We start from the raw sequence: 13,105 nt of genomic DNA, 5'->3' as shown, positions 1-13,105 counted from the left end.
CAGGTGAGATTATATGAATATAGACTATTCTATTTTAAAAAAATACCCATTTTGCAACAGGTGTTTTGGAAGACTTTATGGAAAACTCATAAGAACTGATAACTTTGATAGAGGGCGTGCATTAAAACTTTCAAAGGCAATTGAGCTTGAACAGTTGCTTAGGATTGCTCTTGAAAATTTAAATAATGATAATTTGGAATTTGAAAGCGATTTAAAATTAACCCCTGATGAAATTGACGAAATAAAGAGATTAATGTATTCGATACATAGATCAGGTCTTTTTGAAATAAAACTTGATTTAATAGATAATATCGAAAAATATGAAGCAGAATATAAACTCCTTGAGGAAACTAATGGTGAAAAAGCCTTAGAAGAATTAGAAATTAAATGTCCTTGGTGTAAGGACATTTTTGCACCTGAAAACCTACAAAAAATTTCTGAAAATATCGCTGAGACCTTAAAGAATTATGAATTTGAAAGCTTTTTGATTGGAACTAAACTTCCAAAACGATTTAAAGAACTAGAAAAAGAGATTGAAACACCATTCATGGAAAGTATAAGGCAGGAATTTGGTCGGGAACTTGGAAAAATTGTAACACCCATTCTTAAAAGAAGAGTTGATAAGGAAAACCCTGACATTGTTATAATGGTTAATCCATATAACCAAAAAGTTACGCTTCAGGTAAATCCTATTTTTATTAAGGGCAGGTATAAAAAACTCGTCAGGGGAATTCCACAAAGTCACTGGCACTGCAGGACCTGTAAAGGAAGAGGCTGTGAAAAATGTAACTTCACTGGAAAACAGTACCAAACTTCAGTCGAAGAAATTATTGCAGAACCGTTCATGGAAATTATGAAAGGAAGTTCTGAAGCACTTCACGGCGCTGGAAGGGAAGATATCGATGTTAGAATGCTTGGAAATGGAAGGCCCTTTGTAATTGAAATAAAAGAACCAAAAGTTAGAACAGTAAATTTAAAAAAAATGTCTGAAAAAGTAAATTCTTCCAAAATGGTTGAAATAACTGATTTAGAGTATGGGAATAAAAAAGATGTTCACTTTTTTAAAAATGAACCGCATAAAAAAACATACCTTGCAAAAGTTGAGTGTGATGAAAAGGTTTCCAAAGAAGAAGTCTTAAACCTCGTTCAAAAGCTTGAAAATTTAGTAATTGACCAAAGAACGCCTGATAGGGTAGCCCATAGAAGGGCCGACCTTGTACGTGTACGTAAGGTATATAAAGCTTGGCCACATATACTTGATGATTATAACTTCGAACTTAAGATCTTCTGCGATGGCGGATTATACATCAAAGAGCTCATAAGTAGTGACGAAGGAAGAACTTCGCCTTCTGTTTCGGAATTACTCGATAAAAAGTGCATCTGTAAGTTTTTAGACGTTTTGGATGTTCACGATTATGAGGATGTAGAAAATATCTAAAACAGAAATAGTTATATATTGGTAGTGGAAAATAAGATAGACACTATGCCAATTATTTTTGTGAAACACATTAGGAGGAATAATTATGCAAAAAAGTGAAGGATTTAGAAGTAAAACAAGATACAAACTTTCAAAACACCCTAGACAAAAAGGATTGTTCCCTTTAACTAGGGCATTAAAATGCTACACTGAAGGAGATACCGTTCACGTTGTAATCGACCCTTCAGTACAGAAAGGAATGCCTCACCCTAAATTCCACGGTAAAACTGGAACAGTCGTATCTCAAAGAGGAAGAGCTTTCTTAGTTAGAGTTAAAGATGGTGGAAAATACAAAGACATCATTGCAAGACCGCAACACCTAAGAGAGTCTAAGCTTTAATTATTTTTAAGATATTCTTTTTTTTAGAATAATCTATTTTGAGGGAGATTATGATTGGAAAGGAAGTTATTTCCGAAAAACACACCACAATTGCCAATGCACTTGAAATTATGAGTGAACGGGCAAATTTTGATGAACTATCGTATGAACACGGGTGTGCATTAGATTACTTGCAGAAGTTTTCAAAACTGAATAAAAAAGATGCAGAATCAATGCTAGCTCAGCTTTTGAATCTCGGATTAACCGAAAAGATGGCAGTTAAAATAATAGATATTCTTCCAGAAAATGCGGAAGAGCTAAAAGTCGTTTTTTATAGGTCAGACCTTCCAGAAAATGCAGAAGACGTCTTAGACGTAATATGCAAGTTTAAATAACGCATTTTTACTATTTTGTTACTAAAACATTAATTTTTTATTAAATTAAGTCTATATTGATATATGATATTATAACTTAATACCGAAAAAAGGTGTATTTATGAGAGCGGGGCACGATAGAAATAAAAGAGAGTTTGAAGACTACGCATACGTTTTAGACTTCTTAGAATACGGCTACCCTGAAGACACAAGGCCGCTTCATCAGAAAAAACCTATCACACTTGCATTCGGTGAAAAACAGTTTGTGATGATGGAATTAACACTTAAAGATGGTAAAACCGTTGAACTTGCCGAAAAATTATATATTGGAAAAGGTAAGCGTGAAAAAGTCGAATTTGTGTCAAAAATGTTAAAATATGATAATTTAACCCCTACTGCAAAAACAGAACTGCTTTATGTCATAAAAGAAGCCGTTAAGTTTCAAGAAGAAAGATTTATAGAATTTTTAAATAATTGTGGCCCACTTACCCCTAGAATGCATTCTTTACAGTTGCTTCCAGGAATTGGGAAAACTTCAATGTGGAAGGTAATCGAGGAAAGGGAAGTAAGAAAGTTTGAAAATTTTAAGGATTTTGAAGAAAGGGTTAGAAAAAATATAATTGACCCAATTGCAAAAAGAATTGAAGAAGAAATCAAACAAGACCAAAAACACTACTTATTTGTAAAGTGGAAATAATTAATTTTTATTTTTGGTGTTATCTTGAAAATATTAATCCCTTCAATATATCATCCTTTTTTAGGCGGAATAACCGTACACGTTGAAAATTTAATTAAAAATTTAAGCAAGCTTGACGAATTTGAATTCCACATATTAAATTACAGTTCAAACTCTAAAAAATACTCTTTTGATAACGTTTTTGTTCATGATGTTCCTTATTTTAAATATTTAAGAGGCCCAAGTTACATTCTAAATGGGTATAAGGTGGGGGGGGAAATAATTACCAATGAAAAAATAGATTTAATTCATAGCCATTATGCTGCCCCACAGGGATTTTTAGGGTCACTTTTAGGAAAAAAATTTAATATATCAACTGTTTTAACACTCCATGGAAGCGATGTTTTAAGCCAGTCAAAATCTGCTTTTGGAAAATACTTTTTTAATTATGCTGTTTCAAACTCTAAAAAAATAATATGTGTTAGTGAATCATTAAAAAATCAGCTCAAATCCAAAAACGATTTAAATTCGCCATATTTAAAATCTGAAGTAATTTATAATGGTTTTGATGAAAATTTATTTAATCCTTCAAATATTGATGAAGATTACGGACTGTTTGTTGGATCATTAGTTAAACAAAAAGGATTATTTTACTTTTTAGAAGCTATTAAAGATGTAGATTTCAATTTTAAAATTGTAGGTTCTGGCCCCTTAAAATATAATATACTTAAGTACATAAAATCCAAAAATATAGATAATGTAGAAGTTTTGGGGCATAAATCACAGATTGATGTATCAAATTACGTAAAAAATTGTAGTTTTTTAGTCCTCCCATCACTTTCAGAAGGGTTAGGAATGACATTAATTGAAGCAATGGCCTCTAAGAAAGCCGTAATTGGAACTAGTGTTGGAGGAATTCCTGAATTAATTACCCATTCAAACGGGTATCTAGTACCTCCAAAAGACGTAAATAGCCTTAAAACTAAAATAAAAATACTTGTTGAAAATAAGCCTCTTAGAAAATCTTTTGGAGAATCAGGGTTAGAATTTTCAAAAAAGTTTTCTTGGGACGTTTCTTCAAAAAAAACCTTTGAAGTATATAAAAACCTGCTTGAAAAGTAATAGATATAAGTGTGTAATTATGATGCCAGTTTTTTTAGACTTAAAAGGATTTAATGTTTTAATTTTTGGTTTCGGTAATGTTGGAAAGCGTAGATTTGAAAAATTTCTAAAATCGAACGCTAAATTGACGGTTTACTCTGAAAAAATTGAAAAAGAAGATATTTTAAATTACCCTAAGGTAAAATTTTTTGAAGAAAATGTAAATAATTTAAGTAATGAAGAACTATATTCAATAATAAAAAATTTTGATATTATAATAACTGCAGTAGATAAAAAAAATAACAATAGAATAGTTGAAATTGCTACCTACCTTAAAAAGTATATAAATTCCTCAACATTTGAAGATAAGGTAAATTTAGTAGTTCCTGCATGCTTTGAAGAAAATGGAGTTTCTTTTGCAATATATACTGGTGGAAAGAGCCCAATAGTTGCAAGAGAAGTTAGAAAAGTTGTTCAAAACTACTTAAAAAACTCAGAAGATAACATTGAAATACAAGATAAGTTGCGGAATTTTTTAAAAGATGAAATTAAAGACCAAGAATTACGTAAAAAAATTCTTGAAAAGGTATTTTCTAATAAACAGTTTAAGCTGGAATTTTTAGAACTGATTGAAAAACATAGGTGAATCTATGTTGGTTATTAAAGCAGATTATAAAAAATATCCATTACCGGTTCTTGAAAGCATGCGAATTAATGAAGATGAATTTTACGGTAAGTACGATGCTTGCATAATTGTTCAAACTTGTAACCGGATAGAAGCATATTTTGACGAAGAAATAAATGATATTGAAAAAATAATACCTGATTTCAAGGGTTTTGACGTAATTAAGGGAAAAAAGGCAACATTACATTTTTTAAATGTTGCTTGTGGAATGGATTCAATGATTCTTGGTGAAAACCAAATTTTAGGGCAGATAAAATCAAGTTACCATAAATCTAAAGAACTTAAAAAAACATCTAAATACCTTGAAAATCTTTTTTTAAAGGCAATACATGTTGGACAGCGCGTAAGGGCCGAAACTAAGATTAATGAAGGAGGTGTTTCAATAGGGAGTGCAGCTGTTGAGCTTGCAGAAATGAAACTTGGCCTTAAAAATAGAAACGTTCTTTTAATTGGTGCTGGAGAAATTGGAACCCTTGTTGCAAAGGCACTAATTGAAAAACATATAAAAGCAGTAATTGTTGCAAATAGAACGTATGAAAGAGCAGAAACACTTGCAAAAGAGTTAAAAGGAATGGCTGTTCATTTTGACAAATTAAAGGAAGCTATTAATTTTAGCGATGTTATAATCTGTGCTACGTCATCTCCGCATTATATACTTGAAAAAAGCGACCTTTTAGATGTTGGTAACAAAATAATTATAGATATTGCAAACCCTCGTGATGTAGATGATTCAGTTAGAGAGCTTGAAAATATATCCCTTTACACAATTGATGATTTAAGAAATATTTCTGATAAAAATTTACAAAAAAGGCTTAAAGAAGTCCCAATTGTTGAAAATATAATTGAAGAAGAATATGGTATACTGTTAAAACAGATTGAAAAAACTAATGTTGAAGAAGTAATAAAAGATTTTAATACATATATTGAGGACGTTAGAAAAAAAGAACTTGAAAAAGCAGTTAGATTATGTAAAAATAAAAGTCCTGATGAAATAATGGAAAATTTTTCTAAAGCATTTGTAAAACGTATAACTCATGATTTTGTTTCTTATTCATTAAGTGTTTCAAAAGAAGACCTTTTAAACTCCATATGGTGGAAAAAATAAGTTTTATACCGTATAATTAAGCGGTATGATTAGATTATATAATTTAAGTCAAGTTCCATAATTACTAAGCGAAATTTTGGTGGAAAAATGGTAAATATAGATTGTAAGATTAATATTGATGAAATCGTTGAAAAAATAGTAAATAAAGAGTTAAAGGTATATCAACTTGATAAAATGTTTGGAGAAAAGAATGCTGTTTTAATAAGGCGAAAATACCTTGAAAAAGTATCAAATGTAAAAACGAATCATATTGAAAATTATACAATTGATGAAAAACTTGCAATGCAAAAAAATATTGAAAACATGATTGGCGTAGTTCAGATCCCATTGGGGTTTGCAGGGCCACTTTTAGTAAACGGGGCCTTTGCAAAGGGTGAATTTAATGTCCCACTTGCAACAACTGAAGGGGCACTTGTTGCATCGGTAAATAGGGGTTGCAGCATTATTACAAAATGTGGCGGCGCTACTGTTAGAGTAATAGATGATAAAATGACTAGGGCTCCAATAATAAAAACAAATTCGGTTGTTGATGCATTAAAACTTAAAGAATGGATTTTAGAAAATTTTTTGAAGATAAAAGAAGTTTCAGAATCAACCACAAGACATGGTAAACTCATTTCAATAAGCCCGATTTTAATAGTTGGAAGAAACGTATACCCAAGATTTACCTTTAAAACTGGGGATGCAATGGGTATGAACATGGTTACAATTGCAACAGAAAAAGCATGTTTATTTATTGAATCAGAACTTAAAAAAGAAGGAATAGATGTGGATACTATTGCACTTAGTGGAAACGTGTGTATCGACAAAAAACCAGCTGCAATCAACTTAATTGAAGGAAGAGGAAAAAGTGTTATTGCAGAAGTATTTTTAAAAGAAGAATACGTGAATAAATATTTAAAAACGACTTCAAAAGCAATAGAACAAGTAAATACGTATAAAAATCTGATTGGTTCTGCAATAAGTGGATCTTTGGGATTTAACGCACAGTATGCAAACATTGTTGGTGCAATTTTTTTGGCAACCGGCCAAGATGAAGCACATGTTGTGGAAGGCAGTATGGGGATTACTACTGCAGAATGTACCAAAGAAGGATTATATTTTTCAGTAACGCTTCCAGATTTGCCAATTGCAACAATTGGTGGTGGAACCCGGGTTGAACCCCAGAACGAATGTTTAGAACTCTTAGAATGTGCAGGAACAGGGAAATCAGAAAAGTTTGCAGAAATTGTTGGTGCAAGTGTTTTAGCAGGCGAACTTTCGTTAATCGGTGCATTATCTGCAGGACATCTTGCAAAGGCACATTCTGAACTTGGAAGATAAATTAATTTTAAGTCTCTTTCATTGATTTAATTTAATATTTATAGTTAAAGTTACTTAATTTATATACTGATTTAAAAATAATATATGGTATAATATAAAAAAGTGGAATTATGGAGTCATTTTTAACAGAAATACAGATAAGGGTTTTAAATCTGAGAAAAAAGGGACATACTCAGGAAGAAATTGCCCATGTGATGGGGACGAGTAGAGCAAACATTAGCATGGTCGAAAAAAGGGCTCGTGAAAATATTGAAAAGGCTAAAAATACCCTAAATATATATAATGATATTATTGCACCTTCAAAAATTAAAGTAGAAAAGGGTACCGATGTATTTAACATACCTAACGTTATATTTTCAAAATCAGACGAAGAAGAAATCCATGTAAATTATTCCTCCCTTCAGATAATGGAATTTATTAATCAAAATGCAAAAAGGTACATAAAAAACCGAATGGTAGTAGAACCTTTTATTATTACAATACTTCAAAATGGGGAAATTTACGTCCACGATTTTGAGGAAGAAAAGGCTAAAAATTGAGATAAAATGAAGATAATTCAAGAAATACCTGAAAAAAATATTATAAAAGTTATGCCTGAAAATCTGGATGATTTATGGCATTTATCACATATTGTTCAAGCCTATAATGCTGTTTATTCAGTAACTGAAAGGAGAACTGAGGATAAGGGTGACAAATTAAGGGCGGATAGGGGAACTAAAAGAAGGGTTTTTCTAGGAATAAAGGTAGAAAAAGTTAGTTTTCATGAAGAAGTAAATCGGCTTAGAGTTAGTGGAAAAATAATTCATGCTCCAGAAGATATACCGATTGGTTCATACCATACGTTAGATATTGAACCATTTACTCAAATTTCAATCCAGAAAAATTGGAAAAAATGGGATCTTACAAGATTAAAAGAAGCTGAAGAGTCAGGGAAACGTCCAAAGGTAGTAGTTGTAATTTTAGATGATAGCGAAGCAGATATTTTTACAGTTCGTGATTTTGGAGTAAAGGAGCTTGCATCAATTAAATCTGGAGTTTCAAAGCGAATCGACTCTAAACAAAACGAACAAGCTAAATATCTTTATTACAACGAAATAATAACCACATTATCGGAATTTGATGGAAAAATACTATTTGCAGGACCTGGTTTTTCTAAAAATAATATTCAAAATTATATATCTGAAAAACATAAGGATTTAGCTTCAAAAATTGTTATTGAATCCACAAACCATACTGGAAGACTTGGGCTCTCTGAAATATTAAAATCAGGAATTATAGACCGGATATATGGTGAAGCTAGACTTAGTAAGGAATCTCAAATCATTGAAAAACTGCTTGAGGAAATTTCAAAAAAAAGGCTTGCTTCATACGGGTTAAACAGTGTTAAAAATTCTATTAATTATTCTGCAGTTGAAACTCTTTTAATAACTGATGAATTTTTAAGAAGGAATAGAAGTACTGTTGAAGAAATGGTAAATTCAGTTGAAAACAGTGGCGGGAAATTTGTTGTAATATCGACAGAGCACGATTCAGGAAGGCAATTAAAAGCACTCGGTGGAATTTCAGCACTACTGAGGTTTCCAGTAGAATAAATATATTTTATAGAATGTTGATAGTACTTAAAATTTTAAAATTCTTTTAAAATAAATTACATGGGTTTACCATGTAATAAATACACCTACATAATAAAGATGCAGTTTTTTGGGAAATTCTTAGGTGCCAACCTAATTACATTATGCAATATACTATGTTCGAATATTGCTAAGTTTTATATCATCATTATTCTTGCCTATACTACGATAAGCGTTATAAATATAAGTTTTTTAATATATAATTCTTTTTATTAATTAAGTTACAACAATTTGTGTTTATCAGTAGTTTCACCTTTTATTTTAAACTTTTGCCCACGTGAAAAAGATATAAACCCATAAAATAAAGATTATTGTATGGGCATTATTTAGTGTACTTGGGTGCTAGTATGAAAATAATAAACAAAAAACTAAGTAACAAATTACTGTTTTTTTCAGTAATTAGTGTTTTAATACCAATATTGATACTGAGTTTTGTTGCAAATGACACTATTGAAAACATTTTAGACAATAATGCTAGATCATGTGTAGAAACGAGTATGAATACATTAAATCAATTAATTAATGTTAGAACTGTAGAAATTGGAAGTATTTGTGAATATTCGACAACTACTCCTGGAATAATTAACGGAATACTAAATCGAGATGAAAAAGAACTACTTCTTAGAATTCAAAATTTTAAAGATACTACAAATACAGATTTTATTGGGATAGTTGATTCTAATGGACATATAATTACGTCAACAGCAGGAAAAGATGTTCAACTTGGAAATATTGTAACTAATATGAGAAGTCAAGGTGTTGAAACTTCTTTTGAAATAATTTCAGATAATGCTGCATCTAAAATGAATAAAAATTATAAAGTTGAAGGAGTAGCGGGTGCACTTTCATTAGTTATTGTAAAACCGGTTTATAGTGATGGGAAATATATTGGTTCAATTGTTGCAGTTGAAATCCTTAACAATAACTACAATATAGTAGACGACGTAAAAAGACTTACTGGTGATGATGCATCAATTACTTTTGAAGATAAACGGATAAGTACTACTATCATTCGAGATGGAAGAAGAACCGTTAGTTTGGCAGTTTCTAATGGTATTTGGAGCCAAGTTTATTCGAATCAACCTTATTTTGGGACTACTGATGTTTTAGGGGTTCAATATCTTACGGCATACTATCCAATTTATGATTCAAATAAAAAACCCGTTGGTATGATTGTTGTAGGTTCCCCTCAAACAAATGCAATTTTAGCAAAAAATGAAGCTAGAAACAGAATGATTTTAGTTGCATTAATTGGTACTATATTAGCTGTTTTAATATCTTTAATCACAAGTAAAAAAATAACAAAGCCAGTTGAAGAGTTAAAACATGCAACTGAAGAATTTGGTAAGGGAAATTATGAATATAAGTCAGATATTAAAACTGGCGATGAATTAGAAGTATTATCAAATTCTTTTAATTCAATGGCTGAAAATGTTAAAAATTTAATGAAAACAATGGATATGGATAAAGCAGAACTTGCAAAACTATTATCTGAAGTAACTACTGTAATGAACAACGTTTCAAAAGGAGACTTTACAGCAAGGGCAAATGAAAATTCTAAAAATAACGAGTTACAAGTAGCAATCAATAAAGCAGTTTCAAACGTTGCTGTTTTAATTAAGGATTTAAGAGAAGAAGTTACTTTATTAAATAAACAAGTTGTTAAATTAGAAGAACAGTCAAGTGGTGCAGAAGAAACTTCTAGTCAGGTTGCAGATGCTGCAAATCAAGTTGCAACCGCTGCAAGCGACCAATCTGCAAAAGTTCAAGATATTTCAGATATGATTGAAGAAGTATATGAAGGAACTAAAAATTCATACAAAAATGCAGAAGAAACCGTGAAAGCAACATCTGAAATTTCAGAAAACTCTGAAAACGGGGTTAAAAAGGTTGAAAATGCAATAAAAAGAATGCAGACAATTACAAACGTAATTGATGACCTTGGACGGTCAATTCAAATGCTTGGCGAAGATGGTAAAAAAATTAATGAAGTTACTGGACTAATTAAAGATATCGCTGAACAAACTGGCCTTTTAGCACTGAATGCTTCAATTGAAGCAGCAAGGGCAGGTGAAGCTGGAAAGGGTTTTGCAGTTGTTGCAAGTGAAATTAAGGCTTTAGCAGAAGAAATTAAAAAGTCAGTTGAAAATATTAATCAGACAATTAATGGAGTTCATAAACGAATCGATGAAACCGTTAAACTTGGAAATAAGGGTAAAGATGAAGTTGATAAAGGAGTAGTTGCAATTGATGATGTAAACAATGCACTTTTAAAAATTAATGAAAGTGTGAGTGGTGCAGTAATAAAGATAAATGGAATTAAAGATAATGCGAAATCTTCTGAAATAAATACTGAAAAAGTATTAAAAAGTGCTCAGGATATTGCAGCACTTTCAGAAGAATTTGCAGCAACTGCAGAAGAATTAACTGCATCAACTGAAGAATTATCTTCAATAATTGAGGAAATGAAACACGTATCCGAAGAAGTAGGTTCAGTTTCAAACAACATTTCTGAAAAATCAAGTCGATTTAACATTTAATATTCTTTTCTTTCCATTTTTTTGTCTGAAAGCGTTTTTACCAAATTTAAAGAAATTTCTCCTTCAACTGAAATATATCCATTAATTAAAGCCCTATCAAAGAAACCTTTGCCCCATTTATTCCTTATGAATACTGTTGAATACCCTTCAGGCGTTCCAACGTTTCCAACAGATATATCTGAAGAAATTCCTGTAAAATCCCTACAGACGTTACATCCATTTCTAACAAGTGTTTCAAGTTCTGAAAGCTTGAAATTGATAGTTTTTCCATTAATTAATGTTATAATGAGTTTTCCTTTGTCGATTTCCATCTTTCGTACATCAAAAGGATTTACATCATTTTCCTGTAATTTTTTCAAGATTTTATCATATTCAAACGTTTCAAAGCAGAAAAGGCCAATTTTTAACCGTATTGCATTTTTAAATGGCATTACAAGGTCATTACTTGTTAAATTCATCTGGTATATCGAATTTATAACACAGGGTGTTCCAACTATTGCAATTTTATTTAATTTTTTTACCATTACTGCATCTTTTAGCGCCTGAAGTATCGGCACGTTCCAATTATATCTACTCCCTGCATACTTTAAAACTTCTTCTTTTGACGTTGCCAAGTATGATTCGGGCTTCATTGTCCATTTATCTTCTTTCATGACAATTGCACCATCAATTAGTCCTTCGTCAAATGCATTCGCTAAAATTGCAGTTACAACGCCCCCACTTTGAATATTTTTAGCTTCTAAGTTAGATTTAGCCATAGCACTTTCTAAAATTCCCCCTAGTGGAGAATTGTTTGTTCTTAAAATTTTTCTTTCCTTTGTTCTAGGGCATACTTCATAACAAGCCCCGCATTTAACATCGTAAAGAGTAACTTTACAAAATTCTGCGGAATAAGGTGATTCGCCGTTTTCAACAGGTTTAATAACGCATGCACATTCATCACAATCAAACTGGACTGGACTATCCTGTTTAAAATAAATATTTTCAGTAGGGCATACTGAAACACATGCACCACATCCTGAACACGTGTTTTTATCCCAAACTTCTTCTTTTAAGTCTAAATATGATTTCATAGTTTCCACCTAAATTTTATTACTAATTATTTATCTTAAATCAGGTGTGTAGAGTTTTTGAAATGGCCTTTTTGAAATTGGAGCTATTTTGGTATATTTTGAATTAATAAGATTTTCTTTTACTTCATTTGAGTATCCAAACTCTAGACAAAATTCTTCAATATATGGCGTTATTTTTTCCAAATCCTGTTTTGTAAATTCTTTAATATCTGCTGCAATTCCAAGCTGTGATTTTTCAACCGTTCCACGAATGTATATACTTCCACCATGAATTCCCGTTGCAATCATCCTTCCAGGAATTTTTTCAGTATCGTTACTACAAATATTAAAATTTATTATAATTCCTCCCGCCATGTATTCTCCAAGAAAATCCTTTGAAGTTCCCCCAATTACCAATACTGGGAATTTAGATTGGTATTCTTTCATATGAATTCCACTTCTATAACCGACATCATTTTTAACATATAATTTCCCGCCCCGCATAGAATGGCCTGTAACGTCACCGCTACTTCCATGAATAACTACAAAGCCATCATCCATAGTATTTCCAGGAGCGTGGTCAGCATTTCCATTTACAATAATCTTCGGGCCATTCATAAACATTGCAAGGTCTCCGCTTGGACTTCCATTTACAATAATTTTCAGATTCTTTTTTGAAATTCCGTTTCCAATAAACCTCTGTCCAAGAACATTGTTAAGAATTAATATCTCCAAATCTGAATTATTATCTAATATTTCATGTATTTTCTCATTTAATTTCCGATAATCCATATCTTTGGCGTCAATTTTAATTTCTTTCAT

Annotated in this window: 13 protein-coding genes; 11 read left to right on the top strand and 2 right to left on the bottom strand. The window is 31.2% G+C overall.

The genetic code is table 11. The annotated features are described in order from the left end of the window. Positions 1 to 13 precede the first annotated feature (13 nt). The 11 genes from MEVAN_RS05655 to MEVAN_RS05605 all read left to right on the top strand — a co-directional run bounded on the left by MEVAN_RS05655 (position 14) and on the right by MEVAN_RS05605 (position 11,231). Entirely contained in the window at positions 14 to 1,438 is a 1,425-nt protein-coding gene (locus MEVAN_RS05655; protein ID WP_012065921.1) for a tRNA pseudouridine(54/55) synthase Pus10, read from the top strand. A gap of 85 nt (positions 1,439 to 1,523) precedes the next feature. Further along, positions 1,524 to 1,817 (top strand): 50S ribosomal protein L21e, encoded by a 294-nt coding sequence (locus tag MEVAN_RS05650; RefSeq protein ID WP_012065920.1) that lies wholly within the window; start codon positions 1,524 to 1,526, stop codon positions 1,815 to 1,817. A 50-nt stretch (positions 1,818 to 1,867) separates the two neighbouring features. Beyond that, positions 1,868 to 2,191, top strand: coding sequence for an RNA polymerase Rpb4 family protein (locus MEVAN_RS05645; protein WP_012065919.1), 324 nt, complete (start codon positions 1,868 to 1,870; stop codon positions 2,189 to 2,191). A 100-nt stretch (positions 2,192 to 2,291) separates the two neighbouring features. After that, entirely contained in the window at positions 2,292 to 2,867 is a 576-nt protein-coding gene (locus tag MEVAN_RS05640) for a DUF655 domain-containing protein (RefSeq protein ID WP_012065918.1), read from the top strand. A gap of 24 nt (positions 2,868 to 2,891) precedes the next feature. Beyond that, the gene (locus MEVAN_RS05635; RefSeq protein ID WP_012065917.1) at positions 2,892 to 3,968 is read left to right on the top strand and encodes a glycosyltransferase family 4 protein; all 1,077 of its coding nucleotides are present in this window, start codon (positions 2,892 to 2,894) and stop codon (positions 3,966 to 3,968) included. 19 nt (positions 3,969 to 3,987) lie between these two features. Further along, positions 3,988 to 4,593, top strand: coding sequence for a precorrin-2 dehydrogenase/sirohydrochlorin ferrochelatase family protein (locus MEVAN_RS05630; RefSeq protein ID WP_012065916.1), 606 nt, complete (start codon positions 3,988 to 3,990; stop codon positions 4,591 to 4,593). A gap of 4 nt (positions 4,594 to 4,597) precedes the next feature. Then, positions 4,598 to 5,737, top strand: a complete 1,140-nt coding sequence (gene hemA / locus MEVAN_RS05625; protein ID WP_012065915.1) for a glutamyl-tRNA reductase — start codon at positions 4,598 to 4,600, stop codon at positions 5,735 to 5,737. A gap of 87 nt (positions 5,738 to 5,824) precedes the next feature. Beyond that, the gene (gene hmgA / locus MEVAN_RS05620; protein WP_012065914.1) at positions 5,825 to 7,060 is read left to right on the top strand and encodes a hydroxymethylglutaryl-CoA reductase (NADPH); all 1,236 of its coding nucleotides are present in this window, start codon (positions 5,825 to 5,827) and stop codon (positions 7,058 to 7,060) included. 110 nt (positions 7,061 to 7,170) lie between these two features. Next, entirely contained in the window at positions 7,171 to 7,599 is a 429-nt protein-coding gene (locus tag MEVAN_RS05615; RefSeq protein ID WP_012065913.1) for a Tfx family DNA-binding protein, read from the top strand. A 6-nt stretch (positions 7,600 to 7,605) separates the two neighbouring features. After that, the gene (locus MEVAN_RS05610; protein WP_012065912.1) at positions 7,606 to 8,652 is read left to right on the top strand and encodes an mRNA surveillance protein pelota; all 1,047 of its coding nucleotides are present in this window, start codon (positions 7,606 to 7,608) and stop codon (positions 8,650 to 8,652) included. A 386-nt stretch (positions 8,653 to 9,038) separates the two neighbouring features. Next, complete coding sequence (locus MEVAN_RS05605; RefSeq protein ID WP_012065911.1) at positions 9,039 to 11,231, top strand: methyl-accepting chemotaxis protein; 2,193 nt, start codon at positions 9,039 to 9,041, stop codon at positions 11,229 to 11,231. On the opposite strand, the gene MEVAN_RS05600 is transcribed toward MEVAN_RS05605, so the two are convergent. Both MEVAN_RS05600 and MEVAN_RS05595 read right to left on the bottom strand, forming a co-directional pair. Continuing rightward, on the bottom strand, positions 11,228 to 12,304 hold the full coding sequence (locus MEVAN_RS05600; RefSeq protein WP_012065910.1) for a Coenzyme F420 hydrogenase/dehydrogenase, beta subunit C-terminal domain: 1,077 nt from the start codon (positions 12,302 to 12,304) through the stop codon (positions 11,228 to 11,230). The two genes, MEVAN_RS05605 and MEVAN_RS05600, sit on opposite strands and share 4 nt — an antisense overlap. A 30-nt stretch (positions 12,305 to 12,334) precedes the next feature. Then, a complete protein-coding gene (locus MEVAN_RS05595; RefSeq protein ID WP_012065909.1) occupies positions 12,335 to 13,105 on the bottom strand; it encodes a GltB/FmdC/FwdC-like GXGXG domain-containing protein in 771 nt (256 codons plus the stop codon).

This window comes from Methanococcus vannielii SB (assembly GCF_000017165.1).
In the GTDB taxonomy this organism is placed as follows: domain Archaea; phylum AGJL01; class Methanococci; order Methanococcales; family Methanococcaceae; genus Methanococcus; species Methanococcus vannielii.
The sequence above is the reverse complement of the archived record's forward strand: the minus strand, read 5'-3'. Positions and strand labels throughout refer to the sequence as shown.